The organism is Streptomyces sp. NPDC031479 (assembly GCF_055581065.1).
Window position 1 is genome coordinate 45,216 of sequence record NZ_JBVIKC010000034.1, and the last position, 25,412, is coordinate 70,627.

A 25,412-nucleotide genomic window follows, 5' to 3' on the forward strand; every position below is an offset into this window, starting at 1 on the left:
GAGCCGGCTCCCGGCCCCTTCCCGAACGGAGATCCCGATGTCCTCGCTCTTCGAGAACACCCGCCTCGCCGCCCTCGACCTGCCCAACCGGCTCGTCATGGCGCCGATGACCCGCAACCGCGCCGCCGCCGACGGCACGCCCGGCGAACTGATGGCCACCTACTACGCCCAGCGCGCCTCCGCCGGTCTGATCATCGCGGAAGGCACCACTCCGAACGCCGTGGGGCAGACCTACGCGAACATCCCCGCCCTCCACGACGCCTCGCACGTCGCCGGGTGGCGGCTGGTGACCGGGGCCGTGCGGGAGGCGGGCGGCCGGATGTTCCTCCAGCTCCAGCACGGCGGCCGGGTCGGCCACCCCGACAACAGCGGTCTCACCCCGCTCGCGCCCTCGGCGGTGGCGCTGCCCGACACCGTGCACACCGCCGGTGGCGCCCGGCCGGCGGTGGTGCCGCGCGAGATGACCGTCGGCGAGATCGCCACCACGGTCGCCGACTTCGCCGAGTCCGCCCGCAAGGCGGTGGAGGCGGGCTTCTCCGGGGTCGAGATCCACGGGGCCAACGGCTACCTGCTGCACCAGTTCCTGGGCCGGGGCACCAACCGTCGTACGGACGCCTACGGCGGGACGGTGGGCAACCGGATCCGGTTCCTCCTGGAGGTGGTGGAAGCCGTGGCCGACGCGATCGGCCCCGACCGGGTCGGGGTGCGGATCTCCCCCGGGGTCACCGTCAACGGCATGGCGGAGGGAGACACCGGGGACATCTACCGGGAGCTGGTGCCGGCCCTCGCCCGCCACGGGCTCGCCTATCTGCACGTCGTCTTCGCCGACCCCGACGACGCGCTGTTCCGGGAGATCCGGCGGGCCTGGCCGGGCACGCTGATCGCGAACCCCGTGCTGGGGTGGGGCGGGCCGCTGCCCGAGGACGGGGGCAAGGCCGCTGCCGAGCGGCTGTTGGCCGCCGGTGCCGAACTGATCTCCCTCGGGCGGTCGTTCCTGGCCAACCCCGACCTGGTCGAACGGCTGCGGGCCGGCGCGCCGCTCAACCGGCTCCGCGAGGACGGCACGTTCTACGGTGGCGGGAGCGACGGCTACACCGACTACCCGGTGCACACCGCGGAGACCGACCGGGGCGTCCTCGAACCGGCCGTCGCCTGACCGCCCCGTCGTGCGCGGCGGTCACGGCGAAGCGCCGGCCCTGTTCGATCCGAAGTGGTCGAACACATGCCCGATGCGCCTGTTCGGGGCGCGTCTCCGGCCTGAACGGCGGATCTGCTGTGCCAGTGGCTGGTGCGACGCGGGATACTGGCCGCATGGCTCAGCTGTCCTCCCCCGTCCCACCGGCACTGGCCGGCGAGGTACTGCGCGCCCGGTACGCCGGCCGTCTGCCGGTCTCCCTCCACGACCTGGCGGGTCCCGTCTCCGGCCCGGTCGAGCTGCCGCTCCACGTGGCCTGGTCCGGGCTGCGGACGTACGACCTGGACCGCCCCCGCCAGCGCATGAGCCTGTACCGCACGGTGCTCGCCGAGGGGCAGTACGAGGACCTCGTCGCCTTCCTCGACCGCGATCTGCTCACCGCGCAGTGGCCGGCCCTGCGCACCCTGGTCAGCCGGCACGTCCGGGAGGTGTGGGAGGAACGCTTCCCGCAGCTCGCGGCCGGGACGTCGTCAGCGGCGTGAACCTCAGCGCACTGCACCGCCGGCTCCTGGCCGACGTGATCGCCATCGGCAGCCCCTACCCCCTCGTGATCACCGGCGGGTACGCCGTACAGGCCCACGGGCTCGTCGACCGCCTCAGCCAGGACCTCGACGTCGCCACCGAGAACCCGGCCCCCATGGACGACATCGCCGCGGACCTGGTCCACGAGCTCGGCAAGCGCGGCTGGCGCGTCACCGTCATCGGCGTCGACCCGCTCTCCGCGCGCCTGCTGGTGACCGACCCGGCCGACGGTGCCACGTGCGAGGTCGACGTCCTCAAGGAGAACCTCTGGTCGGCCCCCGAACAGACCGAGTACGGCCCGGTCCTCGCCCTCGACGACGTGATCGGCACCAAGGTCCGCGCGCTGGCCGACCGGGGATTCGTGCGCGACCTCATCGACGTGCACGCCGCGTCCCTCCTGCGCGGCGCCGCCGACCTGGAGCGCCTCGGCAGGCGGCACGGGCGCGACGACTTCCGCCTCGAAGACCTGCGCGACCGGCTGGCCGGCGCCGACTGGTACGACGACGAGGAGTTCCTGGCCTACGGCGTGGAGCCGGCCGGCGTCGCGGAGATCCGCGCGTGGGCCCGGCGCTGGGCCACCGACGTCGGACGGCGCCTCGCCCGCGACACGCGCTGACGTCAGGCGCCGTCGTGACCGCCCGCCCACACGGCGGGGGTCCGCCGCGCCCAGGGCGCGGCCCGTTCCAGCTGTCCGGCGAGGCGGAAGAGGACGTCCTCGCGTCCGTGGCCCGCGGCGAACTGGACGCCCACGGGGAGTCCAGTGGCGGGGTCGGTCTCCAGGGGGACGGACATGGCGGGGGTGCCCGCGACGTTGAACGGGGCGGTGAAGGGCGAGCGGTGCAGGAGCTGCCGCAGCCGGCCGAGACCGTCCGCGCCTTCGGCGCCCTCGGCGTACGTGCCCAGGGGGACGGGCAGTTCGGGCAGGGTCGGGGTGAGCAGCAGGTCGTGGTCGGTGAAGTACCGGCCGATCGCGCGCGCGACGCCGTTGCGCATCGCGAGGGCGTCGACGAACTCCGTCCCGCTGACCCGCTGTCCGTAGGTGTAGGCGGCCAGCGTCCAGGGTTCGACGGTGGTGGGGTCGACGGGTCGTGCGGAGGCCGCGGCGAAGCCGTCGATCCAGGTCACCAGGTTGGTGCTCCAGAGGCGGGCGTTGGCCAGGACGAATTCCTCCCAGTCGACGCCGAGGTCGACCCGGACCTCTTCCACCCGGTGCCCCAGGGACTCGGCGAGGCGGGCCGAGCGCAGCGTGGCGTCGACGACCACCGCGTCGACGGCCCGGCCGCCCCAGGGCCGGGTGAGGAGGCCGATCCTGAGGCTGCCCGGGGAGCGGGTGACCTCCTGGGCGTAGGGCCGTTGCGGTCGCCGGGCGGCGTAGGGGTCACCGGCCTCGGGGCCGTGGACGAGGTCCAGCAGCGCGGCGCTGTCGCGTACCGAGCGGCTGAGGGCGCCGTGGACGGCGAGCCCGTTGAAGACCTCGTCCGCGTCGGGGCCCATGGAGATGCGGCCGCGGGTCGGCTTCAGCCCGAACAGGCCGTTGGCGGCGGCGGGGACACGGATGGAGCCCGCCGCGTCGGTGGCGTGCGCGATCGGGACGATGCCCGCGGCGACGGCGGCTCCCGAGCCGCCGCTGGAGCCGCCGGGGCTGCGGGCCGGGTCCCAGGGGTTGCGGGTGGCCCCGTACAGGACGCCTTCCGTGGTGGTGCTGTAGGCGAACTCCGGGGTGGCGGTGCGTCCGAGGGTCACCAGTCCGGCGCGACGGAAGCGGGTCATGAGGGAGGAGTCGGCCGCGGCGGTGTTGCCTGCGGCGATGCGGCTGCCCAGCTCGACCCGCTTGCCGGCCATCGTGACGGCGAGGTCCTTGATCAGGAAGGGGACCCCGGCCAGTGGCGTACTGCCGGGAGCCGGGGCGTCCTCGGCGGGCCAGGTCTCGACGACGGCGTTGATCAGCGGATTCACCGCGTCGGACGCGCGTCGGGCGGTCGCGGCGAGTTCCGCGGCGGTCACTTCCCCGCGGGCGACCAGGCCGGCCAGGCCGACGCCGTCGTGTTCCACGTATTCGGAGAGCTTCATTTTCGTCCGTTCGGGAGGGGCGGAGGGCGGGATCGAGCAGACGGTACCGCTCGGTACTGTGCGATACCGATCGGTATCGCATGGGACTGGGCGGTACCGTAGCATGGGGTGGAGGTGGTGCGACGTGACGCCCCACCGGACCGACGAGGGGCCGGGTGGCGGGCATGGACAGGGCCGGCAGGCAGAGCAGGGTGGCCAAGTTGCCGCCCCGCGAGCGGATCCTCGACGCGGCGGAAGAGCTCTTCTCGCGCGAGGGGATCAGGGCGGTGGGGGTCCAGGCGATCGCCGACCGGGCCGAGACCACCAAGATGGCGCTGTACCGCCATTTCGAGACCAAGGACGCGCTGGTCGAGGAGTGGCTGCGGATCGTCGCGGCCGACTACACGGCCGTGTTCGACCGGCTGGAGGAAGCGCACCCCGACGATCCCCGGGCGCAGGTCCTGGGGATCACCCGGTTCATCGCCGACGGGCTCTCGGAGATCTCCCACCGGGGATGTCCGTTCATCAACTCCGTGGCGGAACTGCCCGACCGCACCCACCCGGCGCGGCGGCTGGTCGAAGCCCACAAGGCCCGCCAGCTGCGCCGGCTCACCGGCCTGTGTACCCGGGCCGGACTGCCCGATCCGGACGGGGCGGCCGCGGAGATCACCTTCCTGCTCGAAGGGGCCCAGGTCAGCGTCCAGAACGGAAGCGTCGAGCACGCGGGCGAGCGGCTCATGAGGATCGTCGGGGGTGTTCTGGACCGTCACCCGGCCGCAGGGACCGACCCGTCCGCGGAGGGCCGCGCCGCGGAGTGATCCCGGTGGGGTGGGCGGCCCCCTCCGCCCGTGCGTGCCCGCGTCGCCTCACACCGACCGGACGTCGGGGGGCAGGAGCGGGTCGTCGGGGTGTCGGGGCAGGCCGGAGAGGGTGAGGGCGTCGGCGGCCTGGTCGAGGTGGTCCCTGGCGCGCTTGCGGTCGCCGGTGGCCGCCAGGGCGCTGCCCAGGAGCCGCAGGGCCCGGACCTCGGCCGCGTGCCAGCGGAGCCTGCGGGTCGCCTCCACCGCGCGCTCGCCGCACTCCACGGCGTCCGGCAGGCGGTTCCCGGCCAGTTGGGCGGCCGTTTCCGACACCAGGTTCATCGCCTCCATCGTGGGAGAGCCGGACCGCGCTCCCAGTTCGGCGCCCTGCCGGTGCCGGTCGACGGCCTCGTCGGTGCGGCCCTGGTGGCGGGCGGTGCGGCCCAGGTTGTAGAGGGCGTACGCCTGGCCGCCCCGGTCCCCCGCGTCGACGGCGGACGCGAGGGTGGTCCGGCTGATCTCGGCGGCCTCGTCGGGCCGGCTGAGGCTCAGCAGTGTGTTGACGCTGCTCGCGCGGGCGTTGCGGCAGGCCCAGTCGCTCCCGTACGCCTCGGCGGCGGTCACGGCCTCCCGGTGCAGGACGTCGGCCTGGTGCCATTGCGCCCGGTACTGGCAGACGTGGGCCCGGCGGTTGAGGATCCCGGTGTGCACCGCGTCGTCCCCCACCGCCCGCGCCGCGTGTTCGGCGGCGTCCAGGATCCGGTCCGCCTCGTCCACCCGCCCCAGGTGGGCCAGTGCGCTGCCGAGCACGTGGCCGGCGCGGCCCGCGGCACGCAGGTGGCCCTGGTCCCGGGCGGTCCGCAGGATCCCGCGGAGCGGTTCGAGGGACTCGGCCCACAGGTACGAGCCCTCCAGGAGCGGTTCGACGGCGAGCGCGAGGTCGGCGGCCACGGCGACGGCCGACGGCACGGCTTCGAGGATCTGCGCGGCGACGGCGAGCGCGCCGTCGTGCTCGGGGTCGACCAGCCGTCGGCGGCTGTCGGGGCGGCCGGGGCAGGGGTCCGGGGGGAGCAGGCCGAGGACGCGGTGGCCCGGACGCTCGGCGGCGTGCACGGCGCGGGCCTCGGCGAGCAGGTGGTCGAGGAAGCGGGTGATGGCCACCGCCTGCTCCTCGGGGCGGTCGTCCTCGCGGGAGCGCTCGGCCGCGAACATCCGCAGCAGGGGGTACTGGCGGTAGACCCCGGGACAGGGGGATTCCAGCAGGCCCAGACCGGTCAGCCGTTCCAGGAACTGCCCGGCGCGCGCCGGTGAGAGCCCGCCGAGGGCGGCCGCCCCCGCGATGTCCGTGGCGCCCCGGCGGGGGAGCGCCAGCAGCCGGAACAGCCGGGCCTCCTCGTCGTCGAGCAGGTCGTAGCTGGGCCGGATGCACGCGGTGACGCCGTCCTGCGATCCGGCCGGGGCGGGGAACACGGAGAACGGGGGCAGGGCGGGGAAGGCGGGGTGGGTGCCGTCGAGCAGCCGGACGAAGTCGGACAACGACCACGAGGGCCGTGCCGCGAGCCGCGCGCCGGCGAGGCGCAGGGCCAGGGGCAGTCCGCCGCACCGCTCGGCCAGGGCCGACGCCTGTCCGGGGTCGGCGGCGATCCGCTGCCGGCCCGCGACGTCGCCGAGCACGGCCAGCGCCTCGGGGACGGCCAGGGGCTCCAGGCGCACGCGGCGGGCGGTCTGCAGCCCGTCCAGCGCGGCGCGGGCCGTGACGAGCACCGCGCAGGTCGCCGAGCCCGGGAGCAGTGCCTCGACCTGGGCGGTGTCCCGGGCGTCGTCCAGGACCAGCAGGATCCGCCGGTCGGCCACGGTGGTGCGGAAGAGCGCGGCCCGCTCGTGCGGGCCGTCCGGGATCCGCTGCTCTCGCGTCCCGAGCGCCTGGAGGAAGCCGGCCAGTACGGCGGCGGGGTCGGCGGGGTCCCCCGAGGTACCGCGCAGGCTCGCGTACAGCTGCCCGTCCGGGTAGTGGTCACGCAGTCGTTGGGCGACGTGGACGGTGAGCGCGCTCTTGCCGACTCCCGCGGTGCCGGTGACCGTGGCGATGGCGGGAGCGAGGGGTTGCGGCGTCGTCAGGGTGTCGATGAGCTCCCGTACCGCCTCGGTGCGGCCGACGAGGTGGTCCGGGGGGAAGGGGAGCTGGGCGGGTCTGGGGAGGTCGGCGCCCGCGCCGTCCGGGCGGACGGGGGGCTCGTGGGGTGCGGAGGGGCCGTCGGCGTCGGAGGTGTCACCGGCGGCGGAGGGCTCACCGGGTGCGGAGTGTTCGCCGGCGGCGGGCGGTGTGCGGGGGCTCCGGTGGGGGCGGGTGTGCCGCTCGTCCCGCTGGTCCTGGTGGTCCTGCGCCGTCGGGGCGTTGCGGCCGCTGCGGGCCAGCGCGAGCCCGGCGAGTTCCCGCAGCCGGCCGTGGAGGGGGTGTTCCGCGCAGAGCCTGGTCAGTTCGGGGACGAGGCGGGCGTGGCGCCCCAGTCGCAGGTCGAGCTCGATGCGTTCCAGCAGCACCGACAGCCGCAGTTCCGACAGGCGTTCACGGTGGATCGCGGCGTAGGGGCCCGGTAGTCCGGCGAGCGGGGCCCCCCGCCACAGGCCGAGCGCCCGGGCCAGCAGGTCGGCCGCCTCGCCGGTGTCCTGCGCGGCCGCGCGGGCGCGGGCCTTGGCGACCAGCCGGTCGAACACGTCGAGGTCCAGTGTGCCGGGGGCGGTGTGCAGGAGGTATCCCTGGCCGTGCGTCGCGATCCGGGGGCCGAGCGGGCGCCGGAGCCGGTAGACGTGTGACCTGACGGTGCCCACCGCCGTGCGCGGTGGCTCCTCGCCCCAGAGCCCGTCGACGATCTCGTCGAGGTCCACGATGTCGTTGCGCCGCAGGAGGAGCATCGCGAGCAGCGCCCGCTGCTGCGGCGATCCGAGGGGGAGCGGTGCGTCGCCGTGACGGACGTGGACCGCCCCGAGCACGGAGAAGAACGGTTCGCACTCAGTGCTCGTCACGGTGGGCTCCCTCCTGGGGCGGGAGTGTCCGTTCGTCCGTGGGGGCCGGGAGGGTGTGGGGGGCCGGAACCGGTCCGGTGGGGATGTGGGCGGCGATCGTGCGCACGCGTCACCTCCGTTGAAGAGCAGGTGGGGTTGCGATGGCCCGGCGGGCCGGTCGGGGGAACCGGACCGCCGGGCCTGGAACGACCTTGCCAGGCGGTCCGGTGACATGACTGCACTCTCGAAGGATCATGTGAATGCCATGCACCAATAGGAGGCATGGAGTGGGTGGGGGCACCTGTGCCCGGCCGGATCGCGCCGACGGGGGCCACTGGGGGATGTTCCGGGCGGCGGCGCACCCGCGGGCGGGGGGGCGTGACGAATCTCCGGAGCGCGTCACGAAACTCGCGGCGGCGGTCGGCGCCGGTGCTCAGGGCCGGGCCTGCGGGCGGTAGGTGCCCGCGGCGGGAGTGTCCAGTACCCCCGCGTCCACCAGGGCCTCGGCGGTGAGGGCGGCGTCGGTGAGACCGGTGCCCAGCACGGCCGCGAGGTCTCCGACGGACGTCGGGCCGGGTCCGGAGCGGGCGAGCAGGAGGGCGGCGCGCGCCAGTTCGGGCGGCAGGTGCTCCTGGCCCGCAACGGCACCGTCCGGGGCGCGGGTTCCTTCGCCGGGGTCCGTCCGCGCGGCCCGCGGCCGGGCGGCGTCGAGGTCGACGTACGCCGCACCGGGCAGGCCCAGGGCACGGGAGCGGGTGGTGACGAGGACGGCGTTGCCGGGTGCGCCGGGCAGCAGGGGCGTCACCTGTGCGGCGTCCCGGGCGCCGTCGAGGACGACCAGGACGCGCCGTACCGCGAGGGCCGACCGGTAGAGCGCGGCCCGCTGCTCCGGATCGTCGGGAACCCTCGCCGCGGGAATCCCGAGGGTGCGCAGGAGGTCCGCCAGGAGGGGGCCGGGGCCGGCCGGGACGGGGGCCCGGGTGTGCGGGGCGTGCGGGGTGACCGGGGTGACCGGGGTGACCGGGGTGCGCAGGTCGACGAAGAGCGGGCCGTCGGGGAAACGGTGGGCGATGGTGTCCGCGATCCGCACGGCCAGAGCCCGCTTGCCCGACCCGGCGGGGCCGGTGAGCACCAGGACGGGGACGGCCGCGCGGCCCGCCGTGCCGGTGAGCACGCGTTCCGCCGCGTCGAGGGCGCGTTCCTCGGCGTGGGCGCGTTCCTCCGCCGGGGCGCGTTCCGCCTCGTCCGCGGGCGCTCCCGCCCCGAGCGGGCGGGCCGGGGCCACGGGCCGGGTCTGGAGGAGCGGCTTGGGCGCGTCGGTGAGCAGGCGGGCGTGGAGGGCCGTCAGTTCCGGGCACGGGGTCACGCCGAGTTCCTCGGCCAGGATCCGGTGCGTGTCGGCGAACACGGTGAAGGCCTCCGCCTGCCGGCCGCAGCCGTGCAGGGCCCGCATGAGCAGGGCCCGCAGTTCCTCGTCGAGCGGGAACTCGGCGGTGAGCGCCGTCAGTTCGGGAATCACGGTGTGGTGCAGGCCGAGGCGCAGGGCGCAGACGATGTGCCGCTTGCGGGCGGTCGTGCGCAGGGCGGCGAGCCGGGTGCGTTCCGCTTCCGCGAACGGGCCGGGTACGCCGGCCAGGGCCTCCCCCGACCACAGGGCCAGGGCGCCGGCCAGCAGGGCGTGTTCGGCGGCGGTGTCGCCGCGTTCGCGGGCCTGCCGGGCGGCCTCGGCCCGCTGCTCGAACCGCCAGGCGTCGACCGATTCCGGCGGGGTGTGCAGCGTGTATCCGTGCTCGTCGCCGCGCAGGATCCGGGCCGGGCCCCGGGCGGTGCGGCCGGGTTCGAGCAGGGTGCGCAGCCCCCACAGGTGGGTGCGCAGGTTCCCGGCCGCGCTGGCCGGGGCGTCGTCCCCCCAGACGGCGGCGACGAGCCCGGCCACCGTGACCGGGCGGCGCCGCCGTAACAGGAGGACGCTCAGGACCGCCTGCCGGCGCGGCGGGCCGGGGCGGACCGCCGGAGCGCCGGGCAGGCCCACCCTGACCGGTCCGAGCAGCCGGAAGAGGGGGGTGTGGTCACCGTCGGGCGCGCCGTCGGCCCCGTCCCCTGCCCGCATCCGGACTCCTCGGCGGTGTCGAGCGATCTGACTGCGTGGCGGCTGCCCGCCCGGACCGGGTCCGGGCGGGCGACTGTCATTCGTTGTTCACGAAGACGGTAACGCCCCACGCGTCCTGCGAGCCGATGACCGCGATCAGGCGGCCGTCGCTCAGGCCCACTTCGTAGCGCCACTTCCCGTTGTCCTGGCAGTAGGCGTTCGGCGCCCCGACCCTGACCACGGTCTGAATGTCGTCCCAGGAGACCCTGCGCTCCGCCATCCGCTGCCGCATGTGCTGTGACGCCCCCCGGAGGCTGGTCGGAGCGGTTCCGCCGCAATCCGTCGGCTCCTTGACCGGGGGGCAGCCCTGGCCGTCGTCGCGGCAGCGCATCGGCGAGATCGGCGAGTCCAGCAGGTCCGCGAGCTGGACCGTCGTCGCGGTCTGGGTCCGGGCCTGGACCGGGGCGGGTGTCGCCGCCTGGGCCGGGACCGCGGTGAGCGCCGCCGCGGAGGCGGCGAGGGCGACCAGCGCGAGCCGGAAGCGCTGCGAGTTGATCATGGGGGGCTTCTTCCCTTGTTCCGTCACGTGTGCGGCCCTGCGACCGCCTGGAACGAATGTCGGCGGTGGCCGTCCACGCGTGATGAGCGGGCGGTCGGTCCTGTGATCACCGGCGATGGGCGTCCGTCCATCGCACGAGGACCGGCCCGCCGCACAGTGGTGGCCATGAACGACGAACCGACCGTCCACCACCGGGAACCGCCGGCGGACGGCGGAGCGGATTCCGGGAGGAGGAAGCGATGAATCTGGAACAGATGTACGCCTTCTGTCTGGCCGACCCGGTGTTCTTCGACGTGCCGCAGCGCCTTGCGGACGAGGACGAACGCTGGACGCCGCCGCAGGTGGGCGACGCCACCGTGGTGCAGGACGACGCGGATGTATGGGTGCGGGTGTTCTTCGGCAGGCCCCTGCCGAACCAGGGCTGGAAGATCCACGTATCGGCCGATGTCCCGGCCGCCCAGGAGGTCCTGGACAGGGCCGCCGCCGTCTGCGCCGCCCACCGCGTCGCCTTCAAGTACCTGCGCAGCGGCCGGCTCCTCTCGGCGTTCAACTCCAAGTACGCCCACCGCGGTTCCTCGGGGAAGTTCATCGCCGTCTACCCGGCGGACGAGGCGGAGCTGAAGACGCTGCTGGACGACCTCACGGACGCCCTGGACGGGCAGCGGGGCCCGTACATCCTGTCCGACCTGCGCTGGAGCGAGCGCAGCCCGGTGTTCCTGCGGTACGGGGCGTTCGCCGCGATGTGGGCCGACGACGGGGGCGACGCTCCGGTGCTGGCGATCGTCCGGCCGGACGGTACGCCGGTGGTCGATCCGCGGACGGCGGCGTTCACCCCGCCGCAGTGGGCCCCGATGCCCGGCTTCGTCCGTGAGCGCATCGAACGGTTCAGCGTGATCAGCCGCGTCGACCTGCCCTACGAGATCGTGCGGCCGCTGCACTTCTCCAACGGGGGCGGGGTCTACCTGGCCAAGGACACCGGCAGCGGCGACCTGGTGGTGCTGAAGGAGGCGCGGCCCCTGGCCGGGCTGGACGCGCGGGGTCTGGACGCCGTCGCCCGGCTGCGGCACGAGCACCGCATGCTCACCGCGCTGGCCGGGACCGGTCTCGTACCGCGTGTGCTGGGTTACGAGACCCACTGGGAGCACGACTTCCTCGTCCAGGAGTACATCGACGGCGACGCGCTGGCGAAGGCGGGCGTGCTGCGCCTGCCGCTGGTGCGACCGGGTGCGACACCGCAGACGTACGCGGAGTACACCGGCTGGGCGCTCGCGGTCCTCGACAGGGTCGCCGCGGCGGTCGCCGCCGTCCACCGGGCCGGGGTCGTCTTCGGCGATCTGCACCCGAACAACGTCATCGTGCGCCCCGACGACAGCGTCACCTTCATCGACCTGGAAGCCGCCCACCCCATCGGCGAGGAGCGCACCGGTCTGCTGGGCGCGCCGGGGTTCGCGGCGCCCGCCCACGTCACGGGCACCGACGTCGACGCCTACGGCCTGGCCGCCCTGCGCCTGGACCTGTTCGTCCCGCTGACGGCGCTGTCCGGCCCGGATCCGGCCAAGCCCGACCAGCTGGCACGGTGGGTCCACGAGCTCTTCCCCCTGCCGGCCGACTACGCCCACCAAGCCGCCGCCGCCATGGCCGCGATCGCCGGGACCACCCCACCGGCACCACCGGGCCCAGGGGCTGTCGGCAGGGACTGGGAGGAGAACCGGGCGGGGCTCGTCGCGGCGCTCACCGCCTGCGCCACCCCCGACCGGGACGACCGGCTCTTCCCGGGCGATCCCGACGGGGCGCGGGAGGGCGGCGGGACCAACCTCTCCAACGGCGCGGCGGGCGTCCTGTACGCCCTGCACGCCACGGGCCACGCCGTCGACCCCGCGTGGACCGACTGGCTCACCGCCGCGACGCTGCGGGACATCGACCGTGCGCCCGTCGGCCTCTTCAACGGCTCCTGCGGGGTGGCCACCGTCCTCGACCTCCTGGGACGGCACGGGGAGGCCACCGAGATCCTGGGCCGGACACTCGACCGCTCCGGCGAACCGACGAGCCTCGGTCTGCTGACCGGACTGCCCGGCACGGGTCTGACCGCGCTCGGCTTCCATGCCCGGCGCGGGGACGGCGGCCACCTCGACCAGGCCCGTCGCATCGCGGAACGCATCGGGGCCGCCCTCGACCGCCCGGTCGTCAAGGACCCCGGCGCGGGCCTCATGACCGGGGCGGCCGGAGCCGCGCTGTTCCTCGTACGGCTCCACGAACGCACCGGCGAGCCCGGTTACCTCGACCTCGCCGAGACGGCACTGCGCCGCGACCTCGCGCGGTGCGTGGACGTCGACGGCTCCCTGCAGGTCGACGACGGCTGGCGGTCCGTGCTCTACCTCGGCACCGGATCCACCGGCATCGGACTCGCCCTGGCGGCCTTCCTGAAGCACCGCACCGGGGAGGGGCTCGCCGACGCCCTCGCCTCGATCCGGCTCGCGGCACGCGGCCAGTTCACCGTCTTCCCCGGTCTCTTCGACGGCCGCGCCGGACTGCTGTACTTCCTGACGGCCGTCGGCCACGGCGCCGACGACGACCTCGCGCTCCAGGGGCACCGGCGCGATCTGTGGCGGCACGCCGTGCCCCACGGCGACGGGCTCGCCTTCCCCGGCAGACACCTGGTCCGGCTGTCGATGGACCTCGCCACCGGATCGGCGGGAGTGCTCCTGGCGATGGACGGCGCCCACCGTCGCACCGACCATCTCCTGCCCCTGCTCGGCGGGCCGGCACCGGCCACCGCCGCCTGAAGCTTGCCGGGCCGATCCCGGTCCGGCGAAACCCCTACCGCCGGAAGGAGGTGAACGACATGTCCATCCTCAACCTCCAGCAGCTGGAGATCGCCGAGGAGGAGGGCGCCGCCCTGCTCGCCAGCGCCATCAGCTACGCGTGCCACGGCACGGCCGCCTGAGTCGTGTCCCGCCTCCGGCGGGAGCGCCCGGCCCGGCCGGCAAGGAACCTCCGCCCACGGAATCGAGGTGAACACCATGTCCATCCTCAGCCTCCAGCAACTGCAGGTCACGAACGCAGAAGGCGACCTGCTGCTCATGAGCAGCGCCAGCTTCGGATCCCAGTGCTGCACCACACCGGCCTTCCACTGAGCCACGGGGGACGTACCCGGCCACACGCACACGGAAAGGAGGTGAACACCATGTCCATCCTCAACCTCCAGCAGCTGGAGATCGCCGAGGAGGAAGGCGGCCTGCTCCTCATCAGCAGCGCCAGCTTCCAGTGCCACAACACCAGCTTCCACTAGGCGACGGGTGACACACCCGCCCGCCCACACCACCACGGAAAGAAGGAGACCATCATGTCGATCCTCAACCTCCAGCAGCTGGAGATCGCCGAGGAGGAAGGCGGCCTGCTCCTCATCAGCAGCGCCAGCTTCCAGTGCCACAACACCAGCTTCCACTGAGCCGCGGGGGTGACACACCCCTTCAGTTGACGCGGTGACGATCCGTTCGCGGATCAGAACGGCCTGCGGGGCAATGCCCCGCAGGCCGTTCCGTCATGTCCTGCCCCCGCACCGGGCTCGGGCCCACGTCCACCCAACCGGCGGCGGATGGTATCCGCCGCCCCCGCACCCGGTCGCCCGGGCGGTCCTAGTGGAGCCGCGTGTACGGGCACTCACCTGTGCCCCACGCGGTCGTGGTGATGCACCCGTGGCCCCGGCCGGCGCCTTCGCGGTGCGAGCTCGAACCCTCCGTCGGCGCGTCCGCGGCCGAAACCACCGTCGTGTTCGACATCGCGCTCGTGGTCGTGGTCGTGGTCGCGCTCGTGCTCATGCTCGCGGCGCCCATCCAGACCACGCCCGCGGCGGCCAGCACCGCCATCCCCCGTACGGTCTTGTTGATCACGACAACTCCTCTGTGACGTATGGCGTGTGACGGATGGGACTCCGGCCGGTCATGCCGTTCCCCTTGTGCCGCTCCCGACTCTGCCAGCCGTGGGATGACATCGGCAGACCCGTAGTGGATCATCTGTGTGCCATGCACTTTTAGGAGGCAAGCACGTGGAGACGGGCATGGCAGCGGGCGTGCCCGAGGTCGACAACTCGGCGGTCGTCCTGTACCGGTGGATGCTCGTGCACGGCGGGCTCCGCGCCCCGGACCTGCCGCGGGCCGCGGGCGAAATCGGTCTGACGGAGGAGGAATGCCGCCTCGCGGTGCGCCTGCTCACCGACACCTGTCTGGTACGGGTCGACGGCCACGGCTGGCAGGCCGTCAGCCCACAGGCCGCGGGGGCGCGGCTGCTGTGCGGACCCGAGGCCGCGCTGCGTGCGCACGAGGAGGAACTGCGGGTGCGCAGGGACGAACTCCAGCGCCGGCGTGACGCGTTCACCGGGCTCATCCCCGTCTACCTCCAGGCTCGGCAGCACGCCTTCCCGCAGGGCACGATCGACCACCTGCCCGACCAGTTCGCGGTGCGCGAGCTGCTGACCGAGGTCATCGACGGCTGCCGCGGCGAGGTGCTCGTGTCCAAGCACGGCGGCTCCTTCCCGGAGGCCGCGCTGCGCGAAGCGCTGCCGCGTGACCTGGCGTTGTTGGACCGGGGGGTGCGGATGCGCAGCCTCTACCAGCACGCCACCCGCTTCGACCCGGCGACACGGGCGCACTCGGAGCGGCTGATCGAGGCGGGGGCGGAGATCCGCACGCTGCCGGAGGTGCTGCCGCAGATGATCGTCGTCGACGGGGAGCTGGGCTTCCTGCCGTCCCGGTCCGGCGGGGCGCTGCTGATCCGGGAGCCGGACCTGCTCGGCTACCTCCTGGACGTCTTCCAGCGGGACTGGGAGTACGCGACGCCGTTCGCGACGGGCCCGCAGGCAGCGCACGACATCTCGGAGACGGTCAAGCAGAGCATCCTGGCGCTCCTGGCCAAGGGCCTGAAGGACGACTCGATCGCGCGCCGTCTGGGCATATCGCTGCGGACCTGCCGCCGGCACGTCTCGGAGCTGCTGCTCGGGCTGGGGGCGCACAGCCGCTTCCAGGCCGGGGTGATCGCCGAACGGCAGGGTCTGACGGAGACGCGCGGGCCGTCGCCGGAACAGGAGGAGCCCGGCGCGGTCCCGGGCACCGGCATGGCGTCCGCCCCGCATCCGGAGCCGGCGCGGGGGCCGGAGCCGGTGGTGGCCGGTGCCGACGGTCCCTCCCGCTGTCCCGGCTGCGGTGTGGGGCTCCCCGCGACGGGGGGCCGCCGCCCGGCGCCGGGCCGGCCGGCCCGCCACTGCTCGGCCGCCTGCCGGTCGCGGGCCTACCGGGCCCGCCGCAAGCCGGGGGCCGGGGACGGCGGGCCCGCCGCCGGAGCGTGACGAAACACGGTCCCGTCACGAAATCCCCCGTGCCCGCCCACGGGGGCCGGGGGTGGCAGCACCGCCGACGGCCACCTCTCAGAGGCCTTCGATCTCCAGCCGGACCGTCCGCCCGTCCACGGAGCCCAGGAGAAGGGGCGTTCTCGGCATCTCGTACGCCTTCGTCCCGTCGGGAGCGGACACCGTCGCGGTCCAGGCCGGAAAGATGACGGTGAGGCGCGTCCGGAGGTAGACGCGGTGGTCGAAGAGCCAGGCCCGCACCGGGCCTCCGCGCACTTCGAGCTCCACGGCCCGCCTCGGGACCACTCCCTCCAGGACGTTCAGCAGCGTGACGTGTCGGGCCATCCGGGAAGCCTACGTCCGGAGCCGGCCGGCGGCTACGGTCGTTCGAAGGCCTGGAGCACGCCGCCGATCGAGAAGCACAACGCGCCGGTGAGCGTGCCCCAGTTGGCGATGTCGGCGTTGATCAGGCTTCCGGTGGCGGGCCGGGTGAAGGCGGCCAGCGCGGAGACCATGAAGAGCACCGACCCGAGCTGGTTCACCGCGACGACCCACCAGCCGAGGCTGCGCGAGCGCAGGCACGGCCGGGCCCGGTGGCAGATCTCGACGAACGCGAGGTGCCCCGAGACCAGGAACAGCACGCATCCGACCACGTCGGGGGTCCAGATCAGCCGGTTGGTCTGCTGAACGGTGAGCCCTTGCAGGAAGGAGTCCAACAGGTTGACGCCGAACACGAGCGTCCCGACGAACAGCACGAAGGCGCTCAGCCAGGCCACGCGCATCGGCTCGTACCCCCACCACCTCCAGCCGGCCGTGACCAGTGGCCCGCCCCCGTGGGTGTGCCGGGGCGCGTTCAGTACCTGCAGGAGCGAGGTGTAGCCGCCGGTGTTGAAGAACAGTCCGCCCGCGAAGTAGACCGCGGCGCTCTCCAGCGGGTCGCCCGAGCCGAACTGGGCCACGGCGGCGCCGAGGGCGAAGAGCGCTCCGCCGATGACGAAGGCGCCCGAGGCGACGGCGTTGAGCCTGCGCAGACGGCCGAGGGCTTCGGCGTCGGCCGCCGGGGACAGGGTGAGCGAGTCTCCCGGGCCGCGGACCGACAGCGCACCGCGCCTGCGCGCGACCCGCGACTCCCACACCACCGTTCCCCCTTCGGGGCGGTGCCAGGTGAGCCGGGTGGTGAAGGGTCCCGCGCCTTCGGCGCGCTGCTCGGGCTGTCCCACGGCCCGAGCGTAGCCCCGCGGGCGGCTCCGGACGGGGCAGGCCCGCCGTGCCGTGCCGAGGACGGGCCCGGTTGGTCCGGCCCGGTTGGTCCGGCCCGGTGTGGTCCGGCCCGGTGTGGTCCGGCCCGGTGTGGTCCGGCCCGTCGGCCGCGCCGGCCGGGGGCCGCGTGCCGGCTCGGCGTCGTCAGCCCGCGGTCCGTTCGGCGCCGAACACCGCTTCGACGAGCCGCTGCGTCGCCTGCTGGACCGGCCCCGCCAGGGACAGCCCGGCGTCGTCCACGTAGTTCAGTGCGGCGGTCAGGGTCCTGCTGCCGTCGGGCGTGCTGTACAGCAGTGCCGCGTGACCCGCGATGCCGCCGTTGTGGGTGATGACCGTGCCTTCGCCGTCCGGGCCCGGCTGTACGAACACGCCCAGGCCGTAGCCCGCCTTGGGGTGCGGCTCGCACATCTCGGCCAGCAGCGGGGCCGGCAGGAGCCTGCCGCCCATCAGTGCGGAGACGAAGGTGTGGAGGTCCCGGGTGGTGGAGATCATGTCACCGCCGGTGGAGATCCAGGAGGGGTTCTGGCGGGTGACGTCGACCGTCTTCCGCTCGCCGTCCTCCTCGTACCGGTAGTAGGCGTGGGCGTGGGGCTCGGGGACCTCCGTCCGGGTGTCCGGTACCACGGTGTCCGACAGGCCGAGCGGCCCCAGTACGAGCCGCTGCATCTCCTCGGCCAGCGAACGGCCGGTGACCCTTTCGATCAGCAGCCTGGCCAGTACGTAGTTGGTGTTGGAGTAGCTCCAGTCCGTCCCCGGCTCGAACCGCGCCGGCTTGGACAGCGCCAGCCGTACCAGTTCCTCCGGCAGGTGGGTCTTGAACCGGTTGTCCACCCACTCCCGGCCCTGCCAGGGGATGCCGGGCACGACCGTCCCGTCCTCGTAGTACTCCCCGGTGAAGTTGAAGACGCCGCTGGTGTGCTGCAGCAGCATCCGTACGGTGATCCGCGGGTCCAGCCCGAGTTCGGGCAGGTGGCCGGCGACCGCGTCGTCCAGCCCGGTCCTGCCCTCCGCCACGAGCCGGAGCACGGCGGCGGCGGTGAACGGCTTGGTGACGCTGCCCACCCGGAAGTATCCGTCGACGGGCGGCGGGGCGCTCTCGCCCAGCTCGGCGACGCCGGCGGTGGCGACCCATTCGCCCCGGTGGTCGTTCACGCGCAGGTGCACTCCGGTGAAACCGGAGCCGATCATCTCCTGGATGATCTGCCGCAGCTCCGGGCGGTCCTGGACGGTGGAGGTGACGGACATGGTGGTGTGCTCCCTGAAGGGTGTCGCGGACTTCGGCTGGACTGAGGGGACCGTCATGAGCGCGGCCGCGGGTCAGAGGCTGCGGGCGGTGATGTCGCCGTAGGAGGTCGTCGCCCGGATGTCGAGGGCGGCGCCGGCGCCGTCGGCGTTGCCGAGGGTGTTGTGGATGCGGCCGTAGGCGGTGCCGGCGTCGAGGGTGGCGGAGGTTCCGCGGGCGGCGCCGACGGTGATGTCGCCGTGCTCGGTGCGCAGTTCGACGGTGCCGCGGTGGGCCTCGGTGATGCGGAGGTGGCCCTTCTGGGTGCCGATCCGGGCGGGGCCGGTGAGGCGGCCGACGGTGATGTCGCCGGCCTGGACGGTGAGGCGGGCGCCGGCGGTCTCGTCGAGTTCGACGGTGGCCTGGGCGCCCTCGAAGGTCACGTCGCCGAGGCGTCCGACGCCGCGGAGTTCGGCGGCGGCGGCCTTCGCCTCCACGTGGGAGCCGGCGGGGAGCTGGACGGTGAGCTCGATGGACCCGGAGTTGCCGAGGAACCGGTTGTCGGCCTCGGCGGCCCCGATGCGCAGGACTCCGTCGGCGTATTCGACCGTGGTCCGCTCGGCGGCCTTCACGTCGCGGCTCTTGGAGCCGTCGGCGGGCCGGACCTCGACGGTGGTGTCGGCCCGGTCGGCTGCGACGAGCCGGATGCGCCCGGCGGGGATGTCCAGGACGACGGAGACCGGGGCGGTGGTGTCGAACTTCTGCATGATGCTTTCCTTCGGCTCGCTGTTTCTGATGATGGAAAGCTACGTTGCGTTCATGAGATTGGCAACATATTCGTTGCACGCTAACCGTATTTACGCATGTCACAGACGTGAAATCGTTGCAACGACTGTGAACGTAATGCAACATCAGTCATCCGGGGCGTTGCAATGGATCGAGAGTGAACGCTATGGCGGCATGCGGAACGCACTGCGGGCCCGTCTGCGCGGCTCGACGGCCGCGGGGACGGGCCCGCTCTGTGGTGCACTACGCCCTCGGGCGCGGGAGGTGGCGCATCGCCGTGTCCTGGCCCTCCTATTGCGCGGGCTGGAGGATCGCCACCAGGCGCCGCGCGGCGTCGGGGGACATCAGGATCTCGTGGATGCGGGCGGAGTGGCGGGCGGCCTCCCGCGCGCGGGGGAACATGGCCCGCTCGTAGTGGTGCGCGGCCGTATCGGGGGCATGCGGGTCGGCGGCGAGGGCGAGGCCGAGTTCGGCCCCGTCGAGGAGGGCCGCGTTGGCGCCCTCTCCGGCCGGCGGCATCAGGTGGGCGGCGTCGCCCAGGAGGGTGACGCCCGGTACGTGGGGCCAGGTCAGCCCGACCGGCAGGGTGGACAGGGAGCGGATCGTGAGCGTCTGGTCGCACGCGTCGATCAGGTCGGTGAACTCCGGCGCCCAGTCGGCGAACCGCTCGCGCAGCCGGGGGCGGGCTCGGACCGGGTCGTCGAAGGGGATGCCACAGGTGGCGGGCCAGTCCTCGGGGCCGTGGAAGGTCAGGTAGACGCGCAGCCGGCCGTCGCCGTTGAGCTGGGCGGACAGCGAGCGGCGCGGGCCGAAGGCCCAGTAGTTGCCGCGTCCCACCAGGGCGCCGAGGTCGGGCCGGGTGCGGACGAGGTCGGGTATGCCCAGTTCGACGACGTGGGCGCCGAGCGGGGTGGGCCGGGCGTCGGTGACGAGGGGGCGCACACGGGAGTAGGCACCGTCCGCCCCGACGAGCAGCTCGCATTCGGCGGTCCGGCCGCCGGTGAAGTGCAGGCGGTGGCGGCCCCCGGGCAGCGGCTCGGCCCGCTCCAGGCCGTGGCCCCAGGCGACGGCGCCGGGCGGCAGCGAGCCGAGGAGGGTGGCGCGCAGGTCCGCGCGGTCGACCTCGGGGCGGTCCAGCGGGGCGTCGTCGGGGGTGTCCTGCCGCAGCAGGACCGTCCCGGTGTGGTCGAGCAGGCGGTGGTCCTGGCCCTCGCGCCGGGCCATGGACAGGAACTCCGCCTCCAGTCCGGCCTCGCGCAGCGCACGCTGGCCGGTGTCGGCGTGCAGGTCGAGCATGCCGCCCTGGGTGCGGGCGGTCGGCGACGCGTCGCGCTCGTACACGACCGACTCGATGCCGTGCAGGTGGAGGACGCGGGCCAGGAGCAGGCCGCCGGGTCCGGCTCCGATGATGGCGATGCGTGACATGGGTGTGCCCCTCGTTCGGGATCGGATCCGATTTCGATACGCCGTATTGTGACGATACACCGTATCGGAGAGATATCGATACACTGTATCGACTCAGGGGTACGCGAACCCGAGGATCCGAGGAGAGGCAGGGAGCCCGTGCTCATCTGGGAACGGCCCGAGCCGGCCGCACGGTCTTCGCTCAGCCCGCTGAGCCGCGACCGCATCGTGCGGGCCGCGATCGGGCTGGCCGACGGCGACGGACTGCCGGCGGTCTCGCTGCGCAAGGTCGCCGCCGCGCTGGACGCCGGCCCGATGCGGCTCTACCGCTACGTGGACACCAAGGAGGAACTCCTCGACCTGATGGTCGACGCGGTGTACGCCGAGATCCCCCTGCCCGATTCCGAGGAGGAGGGCGAGGGGGACGAGGCGGGGTGGGAGGCACGTGTACGGGCGCTCACCCACGGCCTGCGCGGCGCGGCACTGCGCCACGAGTGGTTCGCCGACCTCCTCGGCGGCCGCCCGCAGTTCGGCCCCGCGGCCCTCGGTTACCTGGAGGCGATCCTGGCCGCCCTGCGCCGCGCCCCGGGCATCGACGAGGACGACCCGAACGCCCTGATGCGCGCCCTGCAGGCGGTGAACGGCTACGTACTCGGCGCGGTCCGCCACGAAATCGTCGAACTGCGCGTGGAACGCGAGAGCGGCCAGACGGAACGCCAGTGGCAGGCCGCGTCCGGCCCCTACCTCCGGCGCCTCATCGCCACCGGCCGGTACCCCGCCCTCGCCCACCTCGTGACCCGTGGCGCGGACCAGGAACCCGCCGCGATGTTCGTCGCCGGCCTGGACGTCGTCCTGACCGGCCTGGCGGCTCCGGCTCCGGCCTAGCCCGGACCGAAGGCTTCGCCCGCTCGCCCCACGCCCGCGCCGGTGGCCCGTTCGGACCGACGGCGCGGGGTGGGACGGTTTGGGCCGGTCAGTGCAGCGACCGCTCGACGAGGGCGGCGATGCGGTTCTCCACCTCGGGCGTCACCTCGGTCAGGGCGAAGGCGGCCGGCCACATGGTGCCGTCGTCCAGCTTCGCGAGGTCGCTGAACCCGAGGGTGGCGTAGCGTGCCTTGAACTTCTCGGCGCTCTGGAAGAAGCAGACGATCTTGCCGTCCAGCGCGTAGGCGGGCATGCCGTACCAGAGCTTCGGGGCGAGCGCCGGGGCGGTGGCCGTGACGACGGCGTGGACGCGCTCGGCCATGATCCGGTCCGGGTCCCGCATCTCGGCGATCTTCGCGAGCACGTCCCGCTCGGCTTCGGCCGCCTTGTCCGCGCTCGACCTGCGGCGCGCCTCCTGCTTCAGTTCGCGGCCGTGGTCCCTCATCGCGGCCCGTTCCTCAGCGGTGAATCCCTCGTAGGTGGTGGTGGTGTTCTCGGTGCCGGCCATGGCGGACTCCCCCGGGTGTGGTGTGGGCGTGGTGCGGGTGGGTGTCAGGACAGGACGTCGGACGGTGGGACGGTTTCCCGGTCGAAGCCCTCCGGGTCGGTGAAGGGTTGAGGCTGCGGGAGGGCTGCTGCTCGATTCCTGACCGGTTCGGCCGCGCGCTCCTGCCCGCACGGCGGGAGCCCCGCCCGGGTGTCGGCGGCGAGGCGGCGGTAGGTGTCGGGGGACATGCCGACCAGTTCGGTGAAGCGGGTGCCGAAGGTGGACGCCGAGGTGCAGCCGACCGCGGAGCGGACCTCGGTGACGCCGAGGCCGCCGTGGCGCAGCAGGGCCGTGGCGCGTTCGACGCGGCGGGTCATGAGGTAGGCGTACGGGGACTGGCCGTACGCGAGCCGGAACCGGCGGCTGAGGTGCCCGGCGGGGAGGCCCGCGCCGCGGGCGAGGGCCTCGACGTCCAGCGGCCGGGCGTACTCCCGGTCGATCCGGTCGCGTACGCGGCGCAGTCGGGCGAGGTCGTTCAGGCGCTGCGCCGCCATGCGGGCGCGGCCCCATGCGGGGTGGCACACGGGAGGACTCCTGTCGTCGGGGGCCGTACGGCTCAGCGCAGTTGCTGGATGCGGATCAGGTTGCCCGCGGGGTCGCGGAAGGCGCAGTCGCGGATGCCGTAGGGCTGCTCGGTCGGCTCCTGGACGACCTCGGCGTCGCAGGCCTGGACCTTGTCGAAGACGGCGTCGAGGTCCGGGGTGGCCAGGAGGATCCAGCCGTAGGTGCCCTTGGCCATCATCTCGGCGATGGTGCGGCGCTCGTCCTCGGTGATCCCGGGGTCGGCGGCGGGCGGCGCGAGGAGGATGGACGTGCCGGGCTGCCCCTTGGGGCCGACGGTGATCCAGCGCATCTTGCCCTGTCCGACGTCGCTGCGGACCTCGAAGCCGAGGACGTCGCGGTAGAAGACGAGGGAGGCGTCCGGGTCGTCGTGCGGGAGGGCGCTGGTGTGGATGGTGAGGTTCATGACGGTCAGGCTAGGGGTGGTGGGGCGGCCCGTGCTTCTCGATTCCTGATCGGTCGTGACACGGGCCGCGGCGTCCCTGACCGGCCGGGGCTCAGGCGGGGCGGGTGGCCTTGCCGTCCAGCCAGAGGGTGTCGGATTCGTCGCGGTGGACGCCGGTGCTTCCGACGTGCTTGGCGTCGATCTTCGGGCCGTTCTTGATGACGTGGACCAGCGCCATGCCGTGTCCGCGGCCCAGGCCGTGGTCCTCCTTGAGCCAGGCGAGGACCGTTCCCGCCTTGGTGGACGGGTCGTCGTAGCCGCGCTCGTGGGCGAGGGCGATGAAGGCGCGGGGCGTGAGGCCCGTCTTGGTCTCGATGGTGTCGAGGTAGGCCTGGAACGACATGGGATTTCCTTCGGGTGGAGGGACGTTACGGAGTGTGGACCGGGGCCGGGAGCGAAACTCATCGGTCGGTGGGCGATGGATTTTCGGCGCTGCCTAGGGTGGGGGGGAGGCGGCTCGACGGAGCGCCGACGGGGGGGCGGGAACGTGGTGGTGCGTGGGCGGAACGCGGTGGTGTGCGCGGTCGCGGTCGTGGCGGTCGGCGCCGCCGTGGTGGGGACCCTGACCGACTACGACGTGCCGGCCGGGCCGTTCGCGCACGGCGCCCCGTGCGCGGGCGTGGTCGCGGGCCTGCCGGGGACCCTCCTCGGGCAGGGCCGTGACGCGGTCGACGGCGTGGGGGCCGCCGGGTGGGGTGGCGGGTCCATCGTGCTGCGGTGCGGTGTGCGGCCCCTCGGGCCGACCGTGGACACCTGTGTGAACGTCGACGGTGTGGACTGGGTGCTCGACGACGGGCGGGCCGGGCGCGGCGGGGTGTGGGCGTTCACCACCTACGGGCGCGAGCCGGCCGTCGAGGTCGTGTTCGCCGGGGGTTCCCGGTCGGCGGGTGACGCCCTGATCGCGGTCAACAAAGGGGTACGGGGCTTCCCGCAGAACTCCAAGTGCCTGGCGCTGAGCGACACGTGAGGGGGCGCCGCGGAGGGGCGGAGCGCGCGCATTCGGGTGACAGACCGCCACGGGCGGTGGCACGCCGGCGTTAGAAGGTCGACTTGCCCAACAGGGGCCCGTTTCCGCTCTAGCGAAGGATTGCTTGAGAATGCTGAAGAAGATGATGGTCACCGCAGCAGCCACCGCCGCCGCGATCGGCGCGGGCGCTGCCGCTGCCGCGCCTGCCATGGCCATCGGCAACGACAACGGGATCAACACCGTCAACGGCAACGGCGCTTCCCAGATCTACGGCAACCAGAAGACCGCCGGTGACATGAGCCCGCAGCTCAGCGCCATCCAGGGCACCCTGAACAAGCCCTGTGTCGCTCTGCCGGTCAAGGTCAACGCCCAGTCCCTGCTCGCGCTCCTCGCCAACGTCGGCGTCCAGGACATCAACGTCCTGTCCAACCCGCAGAACCAGCAGTGCACCGAGAACTCCACCCAGGCCAAGGGCGACGAGCCGCTCTCGCACATCCTGGACAACATCCCGGTCCTCTCCGGCAACGTCTCCGCCAACAGCTGATCCACCGGCAGGGCCGGTCGTGGGGTTCCGCACGAGCCCCCACGGCCGGCCCTTCCGCGTGCCCGGGGTGCCCCCGTGGGCGCGTCGGGGGGTGGGGGGCCGGGCTGCCCGACGATCTATGCTCCGGGTCATGACAACGGGGTTGGCGGGTGCCGGTGGGGGCGGGGAGCGGGTCCTCCTGTACGGGGCGGACGGGCTCGTCGAGGGTGAGGAGGCGGCCGGGGCGTTGGCGGCGGCCGACTCCTGGCTCGTCGAGGAGGGCCGGGTACGGGAACTGCCCGCGCACTGGCGGCGGTTCGCGGCGGCCGTCGCCGAGGCGGGCGGGCCGGAGCCCGGGGGCTTCCCGGAGGCCGTCGTCGCGGCGCTGCCCCGGCGGGGGTGCTGGTTCCCCCGGGTGGAACTGGTCGGCGGACGGTTGCAGGTACGGGTGAGGCCGGCGCCCGCGCGGACGGACGCGGTGCGGTTGTGGGCCGGGGGCGAGGACCCCCGGCGGGCACCGCGGCGCAAGGGGCCGGACCTGGGGGCGCTCGGGGCCCTGCGGGCGCAGGCCGTCGCTGCGGGCGCCGATGACGCGCTGCTCGTCTCCGACGACGGGGTGGTGCTGGAGACCGCCACGGCGAGCCTGGTGTGGTGGGAGGGGGACGTCCTGTGCGTCGTCGATCCCGCCCTGCCGGTCCTCGCGGGGGTGACGGCCTCCTGGGTGGTGCGGCGCGCCGGGGAACTGGGCGTCGCGGTGCGGCGGCGCCGGGTGCGCCCGGCGGAGCTGGACGGGTGCGAGGTGTGGGTGACCAACGCGTTGCACGGGCTGCGGCCGGTCACCGGCTGGGTGGGGGCCGACGTGGCCGTCGGCCCCGCACCGCGGGTTCAGGAGTGGCGGGCCGCCTGGGCGGACGCCGCGGTGCCGCTGCCCCGGTAGCGGCAGAGGTTGAGCAGGATCATGGCCACGTCCACTCCGGGGCGGCCGAGGCCGTTCCCGTAGCGGCCGATGACCTGGGTCTCGCGGGACAGGCGGGTGCCGGGGCCGCCGGCGGCGGTCCGGTCGCGCTGGATCTCGTGGACCAGGGCGACGCGCTGGGCGACCAGGGAGATGATCTCGTCGTCGAGTGCGTCGACCTGGTGGAGGCGGACCTCCTCGTTGAGCTGGGTGAGGAGGGCTGTTGTCTCCGCGGGTGCGGGGTCTGTGCTGACGGGCAT

Annotated in this window: 27 protein-coding genes; 12 read left to right on the forward strand and 15 right to left on the reverse strand. The window is 73.9% G+C overall.

Translation table 11 applies throughout. From position 1 onward, the window contains the following. Positions 1-37 precede the first annotated feature (37 nt). The 3 genes from ACZ5D2_RS29480 to ACZ5D2_RS29490 all read left to right on the forward strand — a co-directional run bounded on the left by ACZ5D2_RS29480 (position 38) and on the right by ACZ5D2_RS29490 (position 2,333). A complete protein-coding gene (locus tag ACZ5D2_RS29480; RefSeq protein WP_468933473.1) occupies positions 38-1,156 on the forward strand; it encodes an alkene reductase in 1,119 nt (372 codons plus the stop codon). A gap of 155 nt (positions 1,157-1,311) precedes the next feature. Further along, positions 1,312-1,677 carry a hypothetical protein gene (locus tag ACZ5D2_RS29485; RefSeq protein ID WP_331733020.1) on the forward strand — a complete coding sequence of 122 codons (366 nt, stop codon included), beginning with the start codon at positions 1,312-1,314 and terminating at the stop codon, positions 1,675-1,677. Next, positions 1,674-2,333, forward strand: coding sequence for a nucleotidyl transferase AbiEii/AbiGii toxin family protein (locus ACZ5D2_RS29490; protein ID WP_468933476.1), 660 nt, complete (start codon positions 1,674-1,676; stop codon positions 2,331-2,333). The genes ACZ5D2_RS29485 and ACZ5D2_RS29490 overlap by 4 nt, the downstream gene beginning before the upstream one ends. Before the next feature lie 2 nt (positions 2,334-2,335). Here ACZ5D2_RS29490 and ACZ5D2_RS29495 read toward each other — a convergent pair whose 3' ends face one another. Next, positions 2,336-3,787 carry an amidase gene (locus tag ACZ5D2_RS29495; RefSeq protein WP_331733022.1) on the reverse strand — a complete coding sequence of 484 codons (1,452 nt, stop codon included), beginning with the start codon at positions 3,785-3,787 and terminating at the stop codon, positions 2,336-2,338. 164 nt (positions 3,788-3,951) lie between these two features. On the opposite strand from ACZ5D2_RS29495, the gene ACZ5D2_RS29500 reads away from it, so the two are divergent. Next, positions 3,952-4,584: a TetR/AcrR family transcriptional regulator gene (locus tag ACZ5D2_RS29500; protein ID WP_468933480.1), complete on the forward strand. Its 633-nt coding sequence runs from the start codon at positions 3,952-3,954 to the stop codon at positions 4,582-4,584. A 48-nt stretch (positions 4,585-4,632) separates the two neighbouring features. Here ACZ5D2_RS29500 and ACZ5D2_RS29505 read toward each other — a convergent pair whose 3' ends face one another. The 3 genes from ACZ5D2_RS29505 to ACZ5D2_RS29515 form a co-directional block, all read right to left on the reverse strand. Next, entirely contained in the window at positions 4,633-7,590 is a 2,958-nt protein-coding gene (locus ACZ5D2_RS29505; RefSeq protein ID WP_468933483.1) for an AfsR/SARP family transcriptional regulator, read from the reverse strand. Positions 7,591-8,002: 412 nt separating this feature from the next. Then, on the reverse strand, positions 8,003-9,679 hold the full coding sequence (locus ACZ5D2_RS29510; RefSeq protein WP_468933486.1) for an AfsR/SARP family transcriptional regulator: 1,677 nt from the start codon (positions 9,677-9,679) through the stop codon (positions 8,003-8,005). 76 nt (positions 9,680-9,755) lie between these two features. Continuing rightward, on the reverse strand, positions 9,756-10,217 hold the full coding sequence (locus tag ACZ5D2_RS29515) for a hypothetical protein (RefSeq protein WP_331733026.1): 462 nt from the start codon (positions 10,215-10,217) through the stop codon (positions 9,756-9,758). Between the two features lie 239 nt (positions 10,218-10,456). Between ACZ5D2_RS29515 and lanKC the strand changes: the two genes are divergently transcribed. From lanKC to ACZ5D2_RS29530, 3 genes are all read left to right on the forward strand, one after another. Beyond that, the gene (gene lanKC, locus ACZ5D2_RS29520) at positions 10,457-13,000 is read left to right on the forward strand and encodes a class III lanthionine synthetase LanKC (protein WP_468933490.1); all 2,544 of its coding nucleotides are present in this window, start codon (positions 10,457-10,459) and stop codon (positions 12,998-13,000) included. Positions 13,001-13,059: 59 nt separating this feature from the next. Further along, positions 13,060-13,161, forward strand: coding sequence for a class III lanthipeptide (locus ACZ5D2_RS29525; protein ID WP_331733028.1), 102 nt, complete (start codon positions 13,060-13,062; stop codon positions 13,159-13,161). A gap of 76 nt (positions 13,162-13,237) precedes the next feature. Further along, positions 13,238-13,351, forward strand: coding sequence for a class III lanthipeptide (locus tag ACZ5D2_RS29530; RefSeq protein WP_331733029.1), 114 nt, complete (start codon positions 13,238-13,240; stop codon positions 13,349-13,351). 501 nt (positions 13,352-13,852) lie between these two features. Here the strand turns inward: ACZ5D2_RS29530 and ACZ5D2_RS29535 are convergent. Continuing rightward, positions 13,853-14,107, reverse strand: coding sequence for a hypothetical protein (locus tag ACZ5D2_RS29535; RefSeq protein ID WP_331733030.1), 255 nt, complete (start codon positions 14,105-14,107; stop codon positions 13,853-13,855). Between the two features lie 167 nt (positions 14,108-14,274). On the opposite strand from ACZ5D2_RS29535, the gene ACZ5D2_RS29540 reads away from it, so the two are divergent. Beyond that, positions 14,275-15,558 (forward strand): helix-turn-helix transcriptional regulator, encoded by a 1,284-nt coding sequence (locus ACZ5D2_RS29540; protein ID WP_331733032.1) that lies wholly within the window; start codon positions 14,275-14,277, stop codon positions 15,556-15,558. 78 nt (positions 15,559-15,636) lie between these two features. On the opposite strand, the gene ACZ5D2_RS29545 is transcribed toward ACZ5D2_RS29540, so the two are convergent. The 5 genes from ACZ5D2_RS29545 to ACZ5D2_RS29565 form a co-directional block, all read right to left on the reverse strand. Continuing rightward, positions 15,637-15,903 carry a DotH/IcmK family type IV secretion protein gene (locus ACZ5D2_RS29545; RefSeq protein ID WP_331733034.1) on the reverse strand — a complete coding sequence of 89 codons (267 nt, stop codon included), beginning with the start codon at positions 15,901-15,903 and terminating at the stop codon, positions 15,637-15,639. Positions 15,904-15,935: 32 nt separating this feature from the next. Beyond that, entirely contained in the window at positions 15,936-16,778 is an 843-nt protein-coding gene (locus ACZ5D2_RS29550) for a hypothetical protein (RefSeq protein WP_331733036.1), read from the reverse strand. Positions 16,779-16,962: 184 nt separating this feature from the next. Next, positions 16,963-18,063, reverse strand: a complete 1,101-nt coding sequence (locus ACZ5D2_RS29555; RefSeq protein WP_331733038.1) for a serine hydrolase domain-containing protein — start codon at positions 18,061-18,063, stop codon at positions 16,963-16,965. Between the two features lie 72 nt (positions 18,064-18,135). Beyond that, complete coding sequence (locus ACZ5D2_RS29560) at positions 18,136-18,807, reverse strand: DUF4097 family beta strand repeat-containing protein (protein WP_331733040.1); 672 nt, start codon at positions 18,805-18,807, stop codon at positions 18,136-18,138. Between the two features lie 310 nt (positions 18,808-19,117). After that, positions 19,118-20,251 (reverse strand): FAD-dependent oxidoreductase, encoded by a 1,134-nt coding sequence (locus ACZ5D2_RS29565; RefSeq protein ID WP_331733043.1) that lies wholly within the window; start codon positions 20,249-20,251, stop codon positions 19,118-19,120. 138 nt (positions 20,252-20,389) lie between these two features. Between ACZ5D2_RS29565 and ACZ5D2_RS29570 the strand changes: the two genes are divergently transcribed. Further along, positions 20,390-21,115 carry a TetR/AcrR family transcriptional regulator gene (locus ACZ5D2_RS29570; RefSeq protein WP_331733044.1) on the forward strand — a complete coding sequence of 242 codons (726 nt, stop codon included), beginning with the start codon at positions 20,390-20,392 and terminating at the stop codon, positions 21,113-21,115. A gap of 88 nt (positions 21,116-21,203) precedes the next feature. Here the strand turns inward: ACZ5D2_RS29570 and ACZ5D2_RS29575 are convergent, their stop codons facing one another. From ACZ5D2_RS29575 to ACZ5D2_RS29590, 4 genes are all read right to left on the reverse strand, one after another. After that, the gene (locus tag ACZ5D2_RS29575; protein ID WP_331733046.1) at positions 21,204-21,662 is read right to left on the reverse strand and encodes an iron chaperone; all 459 of its coding nucleotides are present in this window, start codon (positions 21,660-21,662) and stop codon (positions 21,204-21,206) included. 44 nt (positions 21,663-21,706) lie between these two features. Further along, entirely contained in the window at positions 21,707-22,195 is a 489-nt protein-coding gene (locus tag ACZ5D2_RS29580; RefSeq protein ID WP_468933510.1) for a helix-turn-helix domain-containing protein, read from the reverse strand. 62 nt (positions 22,196-22,257) lie between these two features. After that, positions 22,258-22,668, reverse strand: a complete 411-nt coding sequence (locus ACZ5D2_RS29585; RefSeq protein ID WP_331733048.1) for a VOC family protein — start codon at positions 22,666-22,668, stop codon at positions 22,258-22,260. A gap of 91 nt (positions 22,669-22,759) precedes the next feature. Further along, a complete protein-coding gene (locus ACZ5D2_RS29590; protein WP_331733050.1) occupies positions 22,760-23,050 on the reverse strand; it encodes a DUF4287 domain-containing protein in 291 nt (96 codons plus the stop codon). Positions 23,051-23,200: 150 nt separating this feature from the next. Between ACZ5D2_RS29590 and ACZ5D2_RS29595 the strand changes: the two genes are divergently transcribed. The 3 genes from ACZ5D2_RS29595 (at position 23,201) to ACZ5D2_RS29605 (ending at position 25,134) form a co-directional block, all read left to right on the forward strand. Further along, positions 23,201-23,674: a DUF3515 family protein gene (locus tag ACZ5D2_RS29595; protein WP_331733052.1), complete on the forward strand. Its 474-nt coding sequence runs from the start codon at positions 23,201-23,203 to the stop codon at positions 23,672-23,674. Between the two features lie 130 nt (positions 23,675-23,804). After that, positions 23,805-24,218 (forward strand): rodlin, encoded by a 414-nt coding sequence (locus ACZ5D2_RS29600; RefSeq protein ID WP_331733054.1) that lies wholly within the window; start codon positions 23,805-23,807, stop codon positions 24,216-24,218. Positions 24,219-24,348: 130 nt separating this feature from the next. Further along, positions 24,349-25,134 (forward strand): aminotransferase class IV, encoded by a 786-nt coding sequence (locus tag ACZ5D2_RS29605; protein WP_331733056.1) that lies wholly within the window; start codon positions 24,349-24,351, stop codon positions 25,132-25,134. On the opposite strand, the gene ACZ5D2_RS29610 is transcribed toward ACZ5D2_RS29605, so the two are convergent. Continuing rightward, a complete protein-coding gene (locus ACZ5D2_RS29610; RefSeq protein WP_331733058.1) occupies positions 25,083-25,412 on the reverse strand; it encodes a chorismate mutase in 330 nt (109 codons plus the stop codon). The genes ACZ5D2_RS29605 and ACZ5D2_RS29610 overlap by 52 nt on opposite strands.